The organism is Burkholderia cepacia (genome assembly GCF_001718835.1).
GTDB classification, from domain to species: Bacteria; Pseudomonadota; Gammaproteobacteria; order Burkholderiales; family Burkholderiaceae; genus Burkholderia; species Burkholderia cepacia_F.
The window spans coordinates 1,537,899-1,553,620 of record NZ_CP013444.1; the positions used below are offsets into that span (position 1 = coordinate 1,537,899).

At 66.6% G+C, this 15,722-nt stretch carries 13 protein-coding genes and 1 pseudogene; 6 read left to right on the forward strand and 8 right to left on the reverse strand.

Annotated features, from left to right (window positions below):
• Positions 1 to 42: 42 nt before the first annotated feature.
• The 3 genes from WT26_RS37650 (at position 43) to WT26_RS27045 (ending at position 4,323) form a co-directional block, all read left to right on the forward strand.
• The gene (locus tag WT26_RS37650; protein WP_157643737.1) at positions 43 to 243 is read left to right on the forward strand and encodes a hypothetical protein; all 201 of its coding nucleotides are present in this window, start codon (positions 43 to 45) and stop codon (positions 241 to 243) included.
• A gap of 208 nt (positions 244 to 451) precedes the next feature.
• The gene (gene mprF / locus WT26_RS27040) at positions 452 to 3,046 is read left to right on the forward strand and encodes a bifunctional lysylphosphatidylglycerol flippase/synthetase MprF (RefSeq protein WP_069274357.1); all 2,595 of its coding nucleotides are present in this window, start codon (positions 452 to 454) and stop codon (positions 3,044 to 3,046) included.
• Positions 3,043 to 4,323 (forward strand): virulence factor family protein, encoded by a 1,281-nt coding sequence (locus WT26_RS27045; RefSeq protein ID WP_069274358.1) that lies wholly within the window; start codon positions 3,043 to 3,045, stop codon positions 4,321 to 4,323. The genes mprF and WT26_RS27045 overlap by 4 nt, the downstream gene beginning before the upstream one ends.
• Positions 4,324 to 4,386: 63 nt before the next feature.
• On the opposite strand, the gene WT26_RS27050 is transcribed toward WT26_RS27045, so the two are convergent.
• From WT26_RS27050 to WT26_RS27065, 4 genes are all read right to left on the reverse strand, one after another.
• Positions 4,387 to 5,796, reverse strand: coding sequence for a hypothetical protein (locus tag WT26_RS27050; protein ID WP_069271219.1), 1,410 nt, complete (start codon positions 5,794 to 5,796; stop codon positions 4,387 to 4,389).
• A 448-nt stretch (positions 5,797 to 6,244) separates the two neighbouring features.
• Positions 6,245 to 6,658: a DUF934 domain-containing protein gene (locus WT26_RS27055; protein WP_231130524.1), complete on the reverse strand. Its 414-nt coding sequence runs from the start codon at positions 6,656 to 6,658 to the stop codon at positions 6,245 to 6,247.
• Positions 6,659 to 6,672: 14 nt separating this feature from the next.
• On the reverse strand, positions 6,673 to 8,457 hold the full coding sequence (locus WT26_RS27060; RefSeq protein ID WP_069274360.1) for a nitrite/sulfite reductase: 1,785 nt from the start codon (positions 8,455 to 8,457) through the stop codon (positions 6,673 to 6,675).
• 164 nt (positions 8,458 to 8,621) lie between these two features.
• Entirely contained in the window at positions 8,622 to 10,043 is a 1,422-nt protein-coding gene (locus tag WT26_RS27065) for a PLP-dependent aminotransferase family protein (RefSeq protein ID WP_069274361.1), read from the reverse strand.
• Positions 10,044 to 10,134: 91 nt separating this feature from the next.
• Here WT26_RS27065 and WT26_RS37655 point away from each other — a divergent pair.
• The 3 genes and pseudogenes from WT26_RS37655 to WT26_RS27075 all read left to right on the forward strand — a co-directional run.
• Positions 10,135 to 10,287: pseudogene (locus WT26_RS37655) on the forward strand (FadR family transcriptional regulator); the annotation flags it as partial.
• Between the two features lie 313 nt (positions 10,288 to 10,600).
• The gene (locus tag WT26_RS27070; RefSeq protein WP_069274362.1) at positions 10,601 to 11,725 is read left to right on the forward strand and encodes an ABC transporter substrate-binding protein; all 1,125 of its coding nucleotides are present in this window, start codon (positions 10,601 to 10,603) and stop codon (positions 11,723 to 11,725) included.
• Positions 11,722 to 13,482 (forward strand): GGDEF domain-containing protein, encoded by a 1,761-nt coding sequence (locus WT26_RS27075; protein ID WP_069274363.1) that lies wholly within the window; start codon positions 11,722 to 11,724, stop codon positions 13,480 to 13,482. Before WT26_RS27070 ends, WT26_RS27075 begins: the two co-directional genes overlap by 4 nt.
• Before the next feature lie 80 nt (positions 13,483 to 13,562).
• On the opposite strand, the gene WT26_RS27080 is transcribed toward WT26_RS27075, so the two are convergent.
• The 4 genes from WT26_RS27080 to WT26_RS37660 form a co-directional block, all read right to left on the reverse strand.
• Positions 13,563 to 13,862: a DUF4148 domain-containing protein gene (locus tag WT26_RS27080; RefSeq protein WP_069274364.1), complete on the reverse strand. Its 300-nt coding sequence runs from the start codon at positions 13,860 to 13,862 to the stop codon at positions 13,563 to 13,565.
• Between the two features lie 219 nt (positions 13,863 to 14,081).
• Entirely contained in the window at positions 14,082 to 14,342 is a 261-nt protein-coding gene (locus WT26_RS27085) for a hypothetical protein (protein ID WP_069274365.1), read from the reverse strand.
• Between the two features lie 81 nt (positions 14,343 to 14,423).
• A complete protein-coding gene (locus WT26_RS27090; RefSeq protein WP_059483830.1) occupies positions 14,424 to 15,182 on the reverse strand; it encodes a hypothetical protein in 759 nt (252 codons plus the stop codon).
• Positions 15,183 to 15,367: 185 nt separating this feature from the next.
• The gene (locus WT26_RS37660) at positions 15,368 to 15,628 is read right to left on the reverse strand and encodes a hypothetical protein (RefSeq protein ID WP_155123228.1); all 261 of its coding nucleotides are present in this window, start codon (positions 15,626 to 15,628) and stop codon (positions 15,368 to 15,370) included.
• Positions 15,629 to 15,722 lie beyond the last annotated feature (94 nt).

Here is a 15,722-nt window from a genome sequence, read left to right on the forward strand (position 1 = left end):
CCGCGTCAAAGTGTGTCCGTTGTCCGATTCAGAATGGCAGATATGCGTGCCAACGCAAGGTACAAAAACCCTGCGCATTGCATGGCGCCATCGCGTTTCTTCACTGGAGGAGAAGGCGAAACGATTCAGGGAAGCGGGCTGGCCTGGAAGATTTTCCCCAATTGCATCGCAGGTCATTCATCCGACGAAAAAATCGCGCCGGTTCCCGGTATGATGCGCATCTCGCACGTGCCGATCGCCTGATCTTGATACCGCGTTCCGAAGAACGGCCTGTCCGGCGCGGCTCCATCCGGCGAGAAAGAATTTGTAATAATGATTCTGTATACTTGTAATTTCTGAATCAGGCGCCGCCGATCGGCACATCGGCGGGCCGCCCATGCAGAACAACCAGATTCGCCGCCGTCCGGTCCGCCCGGCGCCGCGACACGCTATGCACCACCGCCAATAACTTATGTCTTCCCGCCACCCTGGCTCACCCAGCCGTGCCGCGGCAATGTTCGGCCGCGTCTCGGCACTGCTGCGCAACGAGCGTGTGCTGTCGCCGCTGCTCGCGCTCGGCATCGGCCTGCTGCTGATCGTGGTTTTCCAGCACCTGTCGGAATCCGTCGACTACCGGTCGGTGATCCGCCAGTTGCGTCACATGTCTGCCGGCGAATGGGGCGCATCGCTCGCGGCGACGGCCCTCAGCTATCTCGCGCTGGTCGCCCGCGACGCGGTCGGCCTGCGCTATGTCGCCGCGAAGGTGCCGCGCGTCGCGTTGTGGATCGGCGCGATCGCCGGGTCGGCGCTCGGTAACGCGACCGGCTTCGGCGCACTGACCGGCGGCGCGGTTCGCGCACGCGTGTACGGCGTGTCGGGCGTCACGCCCGCGCAGATCGGCCGGATGACGGTGTTCACGAGCGGCACGCTGGCGCTCGCCATGGTGTTGATGACGGCGGTCGGCATGGTCTGCGTGCCGGAGGCCCTCGCCGCGATGCTGCACGTCGCGCCCGGCGCGCTCACCTGGGGCGGCGCCGTGCTGCTCGCGGTGATGGCGGTGATGGTCGCCGCGTGCGGGCGCGTCGCGCGTCCGGTCGTCACGCGCTTCAAGTGGCTGTCGTTCGACGTGCCGGCGCGGCGAGACCTCGTCGGGCAGGTCGTCTATGCGGTCCTCGACGTCGTCGCGGCCGGCCTGACGCTGTGGGTGCTGCTGCCGGCCGCGCCGGTCGGCTTCCCGACCTTCATCACGGTGTACGCCGCCGCGCTGCTGCTCGGGATGATCGGCCATACGCCGGGCGGGATCGGCGTGTTCGAAGCCGCGATGGTCTTCACGCTCGGCCGCGAAGTGCCCCCGCACGCGATGGTCGCCGCGCTGATCGCGTATCGCGCAATCTATTTCGGCGTGCCGCTCGTGCTGTCGGCCGGCCTGCTGGCCGGTTTCGAGGGCCGTGCGCTGCGCCGCCGGCTCGTCACGCGGCAGGCCGTGCGCGTGTCGCAGCTCGCGCCGGTGTTCCTGAGCCTCGTGACGTTCGCGGTCGGTAGCATGCTGGTGATCTCGAGCGCGACGCCCGCGTTCTGGCACCGGATCGCGATCCTGCGCCACCTCGTGCCGCTGTGGGTGCTCGAAGGCTCGCAGGTGATCTGCAGCGTGCTCGGCGTCGCGCTGCTGTTCGTCGCGCGCGGGCTGCTGCGCCGCCTCGACGGTGCGTGGTGGATGACCTTCGCGCTGACGCTCGCAAGCCTCGCGCTGTCGCTCGCGAAAGGCCTCGCGTTCGTCGAGGCCGGCGTGCTCGGCACGCTGCTGGTGCTGCTGCTCGTCAGCCGCCGCCGCTTCAACCGCCATTCGTCGCTGCTCGCGGAGCGCTTCACGGTGAGCTGGTTCGTGTCGGTGGCGATGGTGCTGATGCTGGCCGTATGGGTGCTGTTCTTCGCGTTCCGCGACGTGCCGTACACGCGCGAGCTGTGGTCGCATTTCTCGTTCGATGCGCGTGCGCCGCGTGCGCTGCGCGCGACGCTCGCAGCCGGCGTGTTCGTCGCGCTTTTCGCGCTGTGGCAACTGCTGCGCCCGGCGCCCGGCCGTTTCGTGAAGCCCGCGGCGCAGGACCTGTCGGATGCCGAACGGATCATCCGCGCGCAGGAATGCAGCGATGCGGGCCTCGCGCTGATGGGCGACAAGTCGTTCCTGTTCTCCGAATCGCGCCAGGCGTTCCTGATGTACGCGAAGTACGGCCGCACGTGGGCCGCGCTGCACGACCCGGTCGGGCCGCGCGAGGAATGGCCCGCGCTGATCGGCAAGTTCATCGCGCTCGCACACGCGCACAGCGGTCGTGCGGCGTTCTACCAGGTGCGCGCCAACGCGCTGCCGCTGTATCTCGACGCGGGGCTCACGCTGATGAAGCTCGGCGAGGAAGCGCATATCGCGCTCGACCAGTTCGACCTGAAGGGTTCGAACCGGTCGCACCTGCGCTACGCGCTGCGCCGTGGCGACAAGGATGCGCTGACGGTCGAGGTGATCGCACCGCCCGACGTGCCGGCCACGCTGCCGGCCTTGCGCGACATCTCCGACGGCTGGCTCGACAGCCGCGACGCGCGCGAGAAGAGCTTTTCGGTCGCCGCGTTCCACGACGGCTATCTGGCGACGCAGTCGGTGATGCTCGTGCGGCAGGCCGACAAGCCGATCGCGTTCGTCACGTTCATGACGACGGACCTCAACACCGAGGCGACGGTCGGCGTGATGCGGCACCTGCCGGAAGCATCGCCGTACGCGATGGAATATCTGTTTACGCAGCTCGCGCTGCATCTGAAGGAAGCGGGCTTCCGCAAGCTGAGCCTGGGCATCGCGCCGTTCTCGGGGATGGGGGCGGCGAAGATGCCGTCGCCGTGGCACCGGGTCGGCCTGATGGTCTGGCGCTTCGGCGGCCGCTTCTACAACTTCCGCGGCTTGCGCGCATTCAAGAGCAAGTTCGAACCGCACTGGGAGCCGCGTTATCTCGCGGCCTCGGGCTCGGTCGGCGTGTTCGTCACGCTCGCGGACCTGTCATTGCTGGCTGGAGGTCGGCGTTCATGATGTTGAAGAAGGGAATCGCGCGGGCGGCAGCCGCCTGCGCGGGAATGATGCTGGCCGGCGCCGCGTGCGCCGCGCAGCCGGCCGCGGTGAAGGCCGAAACCGTATCGGGCGGCCGCTACGGGCCCGTCACCGTAACCAAACCCGGCGGGCCGCTGCGCGGCTTCGTCGTGCTGTTCTCGCGCGAGGCCGGCTGGAATGCGGCCGACCAGCAGGCCGCCGATGCGCTCGCGAAAGCCGGTGCGATGACGGTCGGCGTCGATTCGGAGCGTTACGCGATGAATCTCGCCGCGAAGCAGGAGACCTGCCACCACCTCGACGGCGACGCCGAAGCGGTCAGCCACCAGCTCGAACGCCTCGCGCAATCGTCGCGCTATTTCACGCCGATCGTCGCGGGCGTGGGCCAGGGCGGCGCGATCGCGAAGCAGATCCTGTCGATGGCGCCGGAGAACACGATCGCCGGCGTCGTATCGGTCGGTCCGGCGGCCACGCTCGATCCGCGCTTCAAGCCGTGCCCGCCCGATCCGACGATCGTGCGCCGCGCGATGCCGGGCTTCGTCGAAACGGCGGCCGTGGGCGATTCCGCGAAGCTCGTGTCGCTCGTCACGTCGCATCTGCGGGACACCACCGGCGGCGACGAACTTGACGTGTCGGATTTGCCGCTCGTCGAGCTGCCGGCCAAGGGCGGCAACGGCCAGCTCGCGATCGTGATCTCGGGCGACGGCGGCTGGCGCGATCTCGACAAGACGATCGCCGAGGCGCTGCAGCGCGACGGCGTGTCGGTGGTCGGCATCGACAGCCTGCGCTATTTCTGGAGCGAGAAGCCGCCGGCGCAGGTGAGCCGCGATCTCGCGCGCGTGATGCGCACCTACATGGCGCGCTGGCATGCGAATCGCGTGGCGCTGGTCGGCTACTCGTTCGGCGCCGACGTGATGCCGTTCGCGTACAACCGGCTGCCGGCCGACCTGCGCGACAAGGTCGCCGTGATGTCGCTGCTCGGCTTCGCGCCGGCCGCCGATTTCCAGATCCGCGTGACGGGCTGGCTCGGCATGCCCGCGAGCGACAAGGCGCTGAAGGTTGCGCCGGAAATCGCGAAGGTGCCGCCGCAGCTCGTGCAGTGCTTCTATGGCGCGGAAGAGAAGGACACGATGTGTCCGGTGCTTGCGAACACCGGCATCCAGGTGATCAAGACGCAGGGCGATCACCACTTCGGCCGCGACTACATCGCGCTCGAGAAGAAGATTCTCGCGGCGTTCAAGAAGCAGGTGGCGGGCAACTGAGCGCTTGCCATGCCGGCGGGACGCGTGCGCGTTTCGCCGGCCGTCGTTCGGGAGCGGGGCGCGCTAGAGCGCCGGGTCGAGCGGCGTGATCCGGGCCAGCATCAACGTGTACTCTTCCGCCGCGATCTGGCGGAATTTCATTTTCACGACGGCTTCCGCCTGCTCCTGCGGCAACGCCGGGTCGGCTTTGGCAAACAGCAGGGTGGCCGCTGCCGCGACGATGGCTTCGGGGGTATCGAGCCGCGGCACCTGGGGCGGCGGCTCGGCCGGCGTGCCAGGCTGCGGCGTGCCGTTGAGCGCCTGCACGAGCAGATAGATCGGCACGACGTCCGCCAGGCCGATCGGCAGCAAGTTCGACGCTTTCGGACCGAAATGCCGGCGCACGATCGCTTGCGAGCCGAGCCGCAGCGTGAAGCGAAACGGAAATCCGGTGCGGATCGACAGCGTGACGGGATCGGCCGCGGCCATCTGCTCGATCGACGTGATGCCTTCCGCGTGCAGCGAGGCTGTCACGGACTTCGTGACGCCGCTCAGGTTGAGCAGTTCGTCCGGCGGGTCTTCTTTCTTTTCAAGCTCGGTCACGTTTTTCGCGGCGAGCCGGCGAACCGTCTTCATGATCTGGTCGACCGGCAGGATCGTCAGCGTGAACGCGACCACGACATGCGGCGAGCTGCCGGCCGACGGCGCATATTCCGCGACGAGCGCGAGCGGGATCGCGAGGAAAAGCCGCAGCGAATACCAGTACACGTCGGATGCGTTGAGTGCGCGCCGCCGGATGCTCAGTACCGAATCGCTGACGACGAACATCAGCGCGCCGGCGATCGCCGAGACGATCAGCGGGGCGCTGAGTCCGAACACGCAGGTCGCCTGGTCCGACGACGCGCACGCCCCCTGCGTACACAGCCACGTCGCGATCGCCGTGATCGCATACGTCACCGCCAGCAGAATGAGAAACGGCGGTGCGAAGGCCCACAGGCCGTACTGCTCGTGATAGATGTTCGCGAACAGGCGATCGCCCAGCGCCGGCCAGTATTCCGAGAATCTGTTCCAGCGGTCCGCATTGCCGACCACCGTCGGCGTCTTGCGTTCCTGTTGCTCGGCGAACTGGATCGTCTGCAGCAGCCACTTCGACCAGAAACGCTTGAGGTAGGCATCGAGCGCGTCGTTCTTGAGGCTGTTCTGGAATTCGTCATAGCGCGCGTACCAGCCGAGGCACAGGAATGCAATCAGCGGCATGCCCACCAGTACGGTCGAGATCGCGCTGACCAGGATGATCGTGCCCGGCAGCCGCTCCCAGATGTTCCCCTCGGAAACCGGCTGATTGATCGCATGCGTCGCGATCAACGCACCTGCCGCGTTGATGAGAAGCAGGTAGATGACCAATGAAACGGCGCGGCCACGCGCCGTCCAGTGACGCATTTGCACCGGTGGCCGCATCGGCGGCCGTGCTTCGAACGGGTTCGAGTTATCCATATGCAAGCTCGCGAGTGATCGCGCCTGCTTTCGCGCGCGGTCCGCGTGCGGAAGGCGGGCAAAAGTCACGCACCGACGGCGATCGGCGGGACGCGTTGCTTTGCTTCGATGGCGCGAATCAGGAACGAGGCAGCGGGATCAGCCTGACGGGGCGAGCAGATGCGATACGCGCACGCGCGATCCGTCTCGGAGCGGAGCGTATGCGGCAGTGTTCGATACGCCGAGAGACGATGACTTGTCCATGGCGGGTCCCCTCGGTGGAATGAATTTGTAAGACGTGGTTGTCGTGGCGGCCATTCGTGCGACAGGCGCTGCGCATTTGATCCGTAGAGTCAAGCTAGGTCACACAGCCGAAATGTCAAGCAATGCAAGGATAGAGCGCGGGATTGCGCGGATATTGCCGGGTAATGAGCGGGCTGGCCTGACGAATGCTTGTATGGCGTGTCGGCTAATCGTTCGGCATGCCGTTCCGGCGCGAATTCGGCGCTGCCGATCGCACATCCCGCTGATAGAACCCGGAAAAACGCTCGAGCTGACGCCGCGCATCTTCCGGATCGGCGTCCGCGCCCAGCACCGCGCTCGAAAACCCGGTGCGCTCCATCAGCAGCAACTGGTCGACCAGCACGTCGCCGGTCGCGCGCAGGTCGCCGGCGAAGCCGTAGCGCTTGCGCAGCAGGTACGCCTGGCTATACGCACGGCCATCGGTGAACGACGGAAACTGCAGGTCGATGCGCGCGGCCTGCGCGATTTGCGCGGCATGCGGTTCGAGCTCGTCGTCGTTCGCGATCGTCAGCGTCGCGTCGCGCGTTTCGTCATCGTGTTCGACCGGCGTCAGCAGCCGGATGCGCCGGGGTTCGTTCATTTGCCGTGTGTTCGTCATGCGTTCGCGACGAGACGCCGCGCGTCGTTCGCGGCGGCCTTGAAGGGTTCGATGCCGATGCGGCGGACGGTGTCGATGAACCGCTCGCTGCGGCCGCCGACGTCGCGCCGCGCGTCGAGATAGGTGGCGACGATCGCGTCGACGACATCGACGATCTCGTCCGCCGAAAACGACGGGCCGATCACCTTGCCCGGCCGCGCCGGGCCGCTCGCGGTCGAGCCGTCCGAGCCGCCGAGCGTGACCTGGTACCACTCGGCGCCGTCCTTGTCGACGCCGAGGATGCCGAGGTGGCCGCTGTGATGATGGCCGCACGAGTTGATGCAGCCGCTGATGTGCAGGTCGATGTCGCCGACGTCGTGCAGCATGTCGAGATCCTGGAAGCGCTCGGCGATCGCGTCGGCGATCGGGATCGAGCGTGCGTTCGCCAGTGCGCAGAAGTCACCGCCCGGGCACGCGATCATGTCCGTCAGGAGTCCGATGTTCGCGCTCGCGAGGCCGGCCTTGCGCGCGTCTTCCCACAGCGGGAACAGGTCGTCGACATGCACCCACGGCAGCACGACGTTCTGCGTATGCGTGACGCGCGCCTCGCCGGCCGAGAAGCGGTCGGCGAGATCGGCGAGCGCATCGAGCTGGTCCGGCGACGCGTCGCCCGGTGCCTGCAGGCGGCGCTTGAACGACAGCGTGACGATGCGCAGCGCCGGGTCGCGGTGAGCGGCGACATTGCGTGCGAGCCAGCGCGCGAAGGCCGGATGCCGGCGCGCATGTGCGGCGACGCGCGCGTTCGCGTCGTGCAGGTCGACGCTGCGCGGCTCGCGCGGCGGCGGCACGAAGCACGCGGCGACGCGGTCGAACTCGACCTGGGCGATCGTGTGCAGTCCGCCGTCGTGTTCGACGATCTGGCGGAACTCTTCCTCGACGTCGTCGATGTAGCGTTGCCCTTCTGTCTTCACGAGGATCTTGATGCGCGCCTTGTACTTGTTGTCGCGGCGTCCGTAGCGGTTGTACACGCGAACGATCGCCTCGATGTAGTTCATCACGTGTTGCCAGGGCAGGAACGCGCGCAGCAGCGTCGCGATCGTCGGCGTACGGCCCATCCCGCCGCCGACGCTCACGCGAAAGCCGAGTGCGCCCGTGTCGTCGCGCACGAGCCTGAGGCCGACGTCGTGCCAGTCGGTCGCCGCACGATCTTCGGCCGCCCCGGTGATCGCGATCTTGAACTTGCGCGGCAGGAACGCGAATTCGGGGTGCAGCGTCGTCCACTGGCGCATCACTTCGGCGAACGGGCGCGGATCGGCGATCTCGTCCGGCGCGACGCCGGCGCGCTCGTCGCACGAAATATTGCGGATGCAGTTGCCGCTGGTCTGGATGCCATGCATGTCGACGGTCGCGAGCAGGTCCATCACGTCGGCGGCCCTGGCGAGCGGAATCCAGTTGAACTGCACGTTGGTGCGCGTCGTGAAATGCGCGCTGCGGGTCGGCAAGCGCTGCGTGCCGAGCAAGGCCTGCGCGTCGCATGCGGCCCGGTAGGTGGCGTCGTCGGGCACATCGTAGTCGCGCGCGACCCGTGCGAGCACGCGCAGCTGCGCGCTCGACAGTTCGCCGTAGGGCACGGCCACGCGCAGCATCGGCGCGTGGCGCTGCACGTACCAGCCGTTCTGCAGGCGCAGCGGCCGGAACGCGTCTTCGCTCAGCGTGCCGAGCTGCCAGCGTTCGAGCTGGTCGCGAAACTGGGCGGCGCGGCTGTGCACGAGCGCCCGGTCGAAAACGGTATATCGATACATTGACGTCGGATGCGTGGAAAGCGGCGATGCACGGGCGCTCGCCGCTTGTTGGGGAAGGCGCGACGGGCGTTGCGCGACGGAAAGACAGGGTAGGGAAGGCGGGGCGGGCGAACAAGCAGCAGATGCGGGTGCAATCTGCGCAGCAGATGATGATGGCGGCGCGCTCAACCCGCCTTGCGCACCGCCGGCTCCCCCACCAGTTCGCCGAGCACGCGGATCGCGCGTTCGATGTCGCGGCTCCACGGATGGCCGAAGTTCACGCGCACGCAACGTTCGAAACCATGCGCGGCCGAAAACAGCGGCCCCGGCGCGAAACTGATCCCGCGAGCGATCGCCTGGCGATGCAGTTCCATCGCGTCGATCGCGTCGGGAAACGCGAGCCACAGAAAATAGCCGCCTTCGGGCCGTACCCACTCGACGCCGGCCGGCAGCCAGCGCCGCAGCGCGTCGTCCATCCGGTCGAGCTGCGTGTGCAGCGCGCCGCGCAGCTTGCGCAAGTGCCGGTCGTAGCCGCCGTGCTCGAGATAGTTCGCGATGCCGGCCTGCGCGGGAATGCTGGCCGACAGCGTCGTCATCAGCTTGAGCCGCTGCACCTTCTCCGCGAACCGGCCGGCGGCGGCCCAGCCGATCCGGTAGCCGGGCGCGAGCGTCTTCGAGAACGAACTGCAGTGCATCACGAGTCCGTGCCGGTCGAACGCGCGCGCGGGCAGCGGATAGTCGGGGCCGAAATGCAGCTCGCCGTACACGTCGTCCTCGATCAGCGGCACGTCGCGCGCGGCGAGCAATTCGACGAGCGCGCGCTTTTTTTCGGCGGGCAGCGTGACGCCGGTCGGATTCTGGAAATTGGTCATGAACCAGCACGCGCGAATGTCGTGCCGGTCGAGCGCGATCGCGAGCGCATCGAGATCGAGGCCCGTGCGCGGATCGACGGGAATCTCGACCGCGCGCAGGTCGAGCCGTTCGATGGCCTGCAGCGCCGCATAGAAGCCGGGCGCTTCGACGGCCACGACGTCGCCGGGCCGCGTGACGGCCATCAGGCACAGGTTCAGCGCTTCGAGCGCGCCGTTCGTGACGACGATCTCGTCGATGGGCTGCGAGATGCCCGTCGCGAGATAGCGCCGGGCGATCTGCTGGCGCAGCGCCTCGTTGCCGGGCGGCAGGTCGACGACCGTGCTCCACGGGCTGACGAGCCGCGTGGCCTGCGCGAGCGATTTCGCGAGGCGCGGCAGCGGAAACAGTTGGGGCGACGGGAACGCGGAGCCGAGCGGCACGATGCCGGGCTGCGTGGCCGCGTCGAGGACGGAGAATACGAGGCTGCTGATGTCGACCTTGCGCGTCGCGGCGGCGCGGGGGGCGCGCCGCTTCGCGCTCGGGCTGGCGCCCGGCGCGACGTAGTAGCCCGAGCGTTCACGCGCGCGGATCAGCCCCCACTGTTCGAGCAGATAGTACGCGCGAAACACCGTCGACTGGCTCACGCCGTGCTGCGCGATGATCTGCCGCAGCGACGGCAGGCGCGTGCCGGTGGCGAGGTTGCCGTTGCGGATGTCGTCGGCGATCGTGTGGGCGAGGGTTTCGTAGCGTTTCATCGAACAGGACAGGAGCCGGGTGCGGCAAGCGGGCTCATTGTCCAATGGCTGTTGGCAAAAGGAAAGCTTGTCGGGCTGCCGGCCATGCGTTCAGGCCGCGCTCGGCTCGGCTGATCGCCGATTTCATCTGCGCATCGCCGAGTTCACTGGTGATACGGTGAATACGGTACTGCTGCACATGGTCACCGCGATGCGCGCGCATCTGTCGCGCGTGATCGACGAGTTCACGCAGGCGTGGCGCTGAGTTTGGCTTGCGTGCGGGGGAGGATTGCCTCGCAACTAGCGTCAATTCGCGCACGCACTGCCGATTGATATGTTGATAGGAAGGATGCGATCCGCGTGAATCCCGCACGCAATTGTCCCAGCCAATTGTGATTCGCTTGCGGGCACAACGAATCAGGATATCGAATTAAGTCCGTATCGCGAATCATTCCATTTTCCCGGAAATAAACCGTAAAAATGAATGCGCATGCGGCGAGTGCTTATTGCGTGGGGATTCTTTTTATGGTCTTGTAGCAAGCTCAAGCTATCGCATCGACTCGAAAAAGGACAGTCGAATGCAGCCAGGCGTTGCGGACAAAGTCCGATTGTTCAGGGGAATCGGCGCGGGTTGGCGCGGGGTCAACGTAGCGTTGCGCACGATTCTCGTCATCTTGACGTTGGGGTTGGCGTGCCCGGCGGGCTTTGCCGCGCCGGAGTCCGCAAACGAAAGCGTGTTGCGCGTGCTCGCATGGCCCGGTTATGCGGACAGCGATGTCGTCAGCGCGTTCGAAACGCGCTTCCATGTTCGTGTCGAAGTGACGTTCGTCGACTCCGACGAAGCGTTGTGGACGCGGATGCACAGCGCGGCGCCGCCGCCGTACGACGTGCTGGCCGCAAACACGGCCGAGATCCAGCGCTATGCGAGCGACAACCTGCTCGCGCCGATCGACCTGTCGCGCATCCCGAACCGGCGGCGACAGTTGCCGAACTTCCAGCACGTCGCGAACATCGGCGGGCTCACGCGCGGCGCCGTGACATACGGGATTCCGTTCACGTATTCGTCGATGGGGTTGATCTACGATCGCAAGCAGGTGCCGGCCGCGCCGCGCTCGATGCGGGAGCTGTGGAATCCGCGCTACCGCGGCAAGGTGCTCGACTTCAACAGCGCGCAGCACAATTTTTCGTTCACGGCGCTGGCGCTCGGCTATCCCGATCCGTTCCGCCTGTCGCCCGCGCAGACGCTCGCGGTCGCGCACAAGCTGATCGACCTGCGCCGCAACCTGCTGACGTACTACACGCTTCCTGAAGAGGCGACCGCGCTGTTCGTCCAGCATCGCGCGGCGCTGATGTTCGGCAACTACGGCACGCAGCAGGTGGAACTGCTGCGGCGCGCCGGCGCGGACGTCGGCTACGTGATCCCGGACGAAGGCGCGCTCGCGTGGCTCGACTGCTGGGCCGTCACGCGCGGCGCGCAGCATCCCGAGCTCGCGCTCGCATGGATCAACTACATGCTCGAACCGGCGATCGGCGCGCTGCTGACCGAACGCCAGGGCCTCGCGAACACGCTTGCGCCGCCGCCAGGCCTCGACGCGGGCCGGCAGCATCTGGTGTGGATCCACCCGGTCGAGGACATCGCGCGGCGCGAATCGCTGTGGAGCCGCATCGTGTCGGGCGACCGTCCGGAGCGGTTCGGAAAATGATCCGGCTCGGGCTCACATCGAAACTGTCGGTGCTGTTCGCCTGCATCGGCGTGATCGCGTCCGGCACGACCGGCTATTACGCGTATCGAGCGAACCGCGCGATGCTCGTGCAGGAGGCGCAGCACAGCCTGCTGATGTCGACGCAACTGCTCGGGCAACGCTTCACCGCCGTGCTGTCCGACGTCGCGGACGATGCGCTGGTGCTCGCGACGATGCCGTCGTCGCCGGACGTCGCGAGCGGCAACGAGGCGGGCGACGGGCAGCGCCTGCGGCTCGAGCAGGTGTTCTACAGCTTCATGCGAAATCACCCGGAGTACCTGCAGATCCGCCTGATCGCGCGCGGGGATTTCGGGCTCGAACGCATTCGCGTCGATCGCGACGCGCACGGCATCGTCGTGCTGCCGGACAGCGCGTTCCAGGAGAAAGGACAGTTTTCCTACGTATTCGATACGCTCGCGACGGCACCGGGTCATATCTACCTGTCGCCGATCGTGATCAACCACGAAACGGGAACGCACGCGGCCGAGGGGCTGCCGATCCTGCGCGTGGGCACGCCGGTCGTCGACGCGTCGGGCCAGACGGTCGGCGCACTCGTGATCGACATCGACCTGACGCGCGTGTTTGCGCGGCTCGAGCGCGATCTGCCGGAAAGCTATCTCGTGTATCTCGCGAACGAGTGGGGCGATTTCCTCGTGCACCCCGATCCGTCGCAGACGTTCGGCTTCGATCGCGGGCGGCGCGTGCTGATGCAGGACCGCTTCGCCGTCACGCGCGCACTGTTCGACGAGGCGCGCACGCATGCGACGATCAACGGCCTCGCGGATCCCGAGCAGGCGATCGGGCAGATGTTCGCGTTCGCGCGCACGCCGTTCGGGCACGACGAGGGCAACCGCTTCGTCGTGCTCGGGATGGGGCGCCCGCTGGCCGACGTGCTGGCGCCGGCCGGCATGCTCGGCGAACGGATCATCCGGATGGTGCTCGTGTCGAGCCTGATGGCGGTCATTCTCGCGATCCTGTTCGCGCGTGCGATCACGCGGCCGCTGCAGACGCTCGCGCGCGCCGCGACGCACGTGTTCGACGATCCGGCCGCCGAGCAGCTGCCGGTCGGGCGCGCCGACGAGATCGGCGTGCTCGCGCGCTGTTTCGACAGCATGCGCGTCGAGATCCGCACGCAGGTCGCGATGCTGCGCGCGAAGCAGCTGGAGCTCACCCATCTCGCCGGGCACGACATGCTCACGGGTCTGCCGAACCGGATGCTGTTCATGGAGCGGCTCGACGGCGCGATCCGTCACGCGGCGTCGACGAACGAAGGGCTCGCGATAATGTTCGTCGATCTCGACCGCTTCAAGCAGATCAACGACCAGCACGGGCACTCGGCCGGCGACCGCGCGCTCGTCGCGGTGGCCAAGCGGCTGAGCCTCGTGCTGCGCGGCGGCGACATGGTCGCGCGGCTCGGCGGCGACGAATTCATCGTGCTGATCGCGGACGTGCGCTCACCGGCGGTGATCGGCGACGTCGCGTCGCGCATCCAGCTCGTGATGGCTGAAGAACTGGAGTTCGGCGACCGGCGCATGGCCGTCGGCGCGAGCATCGGCGTCAGCGAGTTTCCGGCCGACGGCGCGTCCGGCGAGGAACTGCTCGTCAAGGCCGACGCGGCGATGTACGCGGCGAAGGCGTCCGCGCAATGCGCTTACGTGCGCTACCAGGACCTGGTCGCCGGCGCATGCGCGGACGGCGCGCGGCATGTGCGTTCGTAGGCGCCGCCAATGCGACGAGCCCGTCGTCGGACGGGCTCGTCGCGGGAGCGGGGCTGCGCGCCGGGCGCGCAGCGACGGACTTAGTGGCCGAAGTAGACCGAGTCGCGCGGGTTGCGTGCGTTGATCGCCGGGGCGCCGCCCTGGACGACCGGTGCGGCCTGCGCACCGTAGCCGCTGTTGTCGGCACCGTGCACGCGGGCTTGCGCGGCCTGGATGTCGGCGGGGTAGTACGGGCTCGACTGGCTCGGCTTGTAGCCGGCTTGTTCGAGCTGAACCAGTTCGTTCTTCACTTGCGCGCGGGTCACGGTGCTTTGGGCGAATGCGCCGAACGAAGCGGACAGGGCGACAGCGGCAACGACTGCGGAAACGAGCGATTTCATGATGACCTCCGATGTTTATTGGCTTTCCGCGTTCGACACCATGTCGTCAGCGGTTGATTACATCGTAGGCGTCTGAGGATTCCGGGTAAACGCGAGTTTCGGCGAAAGATAGTTACACGTAAGTCAATAATTTCGAGAAAAATCCCGTCCGGCCCTAATGATTGGGGCGCGTTTTGCAATGGATCGGGGCAGGCGGCGCGGCCAGGGTGACGCAGCGGGTCAGACGGTGTCGGCGTCGTCGATTTCCTTGCGTTCCCGCCGTTCCTCGTTGCCGCGGCGCGCGCGCAGGCGCTGGCGCGACAGCACGGCGATCACCTGCTGGGTCGGCGCGCCGGACGGCAGTTCGTTGCGGATGCGATCGGGCACCATGGGCAGGCCCGCGCGCTGTCGGCGCAGCGCCTTGGCGATTGCCCGGCGGCATTCGTCACCGTGGCAATCCCATTCATCGCGGATTCTCTGGCAATAACGGCATGTGTCCATGGCGGACAGTCTAACGCGTCTTGCGTTGCCGCGACCCCGGCAGACAAAGGGTCGAGAATCCGCGACGTGTTCCGCATGCGCTCATGCTCCCAGCTCGGGCTGGCGCGTGTCCGGCGGCGCGGCGAGGGTGTCGGCGGCCGCTTGCGGCGCTTTCGCGTTTTCGCGCCTTTCAAGGAAATGCATCGCCAGCGCGGTGATCGTCAGCAACGCGAACGCGGCGGGGCCCGTCATCGCGGCATGGCTGATCTGCAGCAGGTATCCCGCGGCTGCAAGCATGATGCCGAGCACCACGGCGGCCCGCGTGCGCCGGCGCAGCCAGCGTTCGAGCCCGACGAACGCCGTCGCGAAAAACGCTGCCCACGACCCGGTCAGGCTGATGAACGACCCGACACCGCCCGTCCAGCGGTCGACCCAGAAGTTGTTCAGCAGCGTCGCGATGGCCGTGTGCTGGTCGGGCGTCATCTGCGCGGCGATCTGCAGCAAGCGGCCCAGCCCGATGCCGCCGACCGCGTCGAGCACCGTGTAGGCAACCAGGAAAACGAAGGTCGACAGGCGCGCGAGCCATGCGACCGGGCCCGGATCGTCGCCGACGAGCAGCCAGAGCCCGATGCAGACGAGCACGACGCACGGCGTCTGGATCATGTGCAGCGCAAACCACCATGCGGGGCCGAAATACGCCAGCGCGGCGTGGTTGTGATCGTATTCGGGCTTCGACAGGTAATCGAACATGCCGGGGTCATGCGTGAATCCGGCGGGATGAAACAGTTCGATCGTCGCCAGCACGAGCGGCGCAATGAAAAGGCACAGCCACCACAGCACGGCCCGGGTTGTCCGGTTCATGTTCGGCTCCTGAATGGCTCATGAATCGCATCGACGAACCGCGCGCGGCGCGCAGGCCGGCACGTATGCGATATCGGTCAAGGGATGAAAAATGATCGAACGAACGGCACGTTCCATTCGATTTCAGTCAGCATAGGACACGCGCAAGCGAATGTTAAGAAGCATCTCGCGCCGATATTGGAATGCTATATGACCTTGAAATTCACCGATTTATTTTCCGGTGCGATTGGAATGTTTGTTATAAGCGATGCGTGAACGCTCCAATCCTCTCCAATGGTGACGGATGGATAAGTTGTTTTCCATTCGCCATCCGTCACGATTTTTCCCGCTTTCATGAGGCGAACCTGAACCTTGTGGTCGGCAGGGCCCGAGCCCCGGATGCGCAGTGCTCCTGGAGCAACGATCTCGCTTTCCGCGGGATGTGCGATTTCAAAAGATTGAGACATTTTCGGCTCCTGTTTGGTCGTCCATGAAATGCTGGCCTGTCCCGTGTATTTGCTGCCAATGGAGTATTGTCGTCGCGGAAATTTTTGGCAAGCA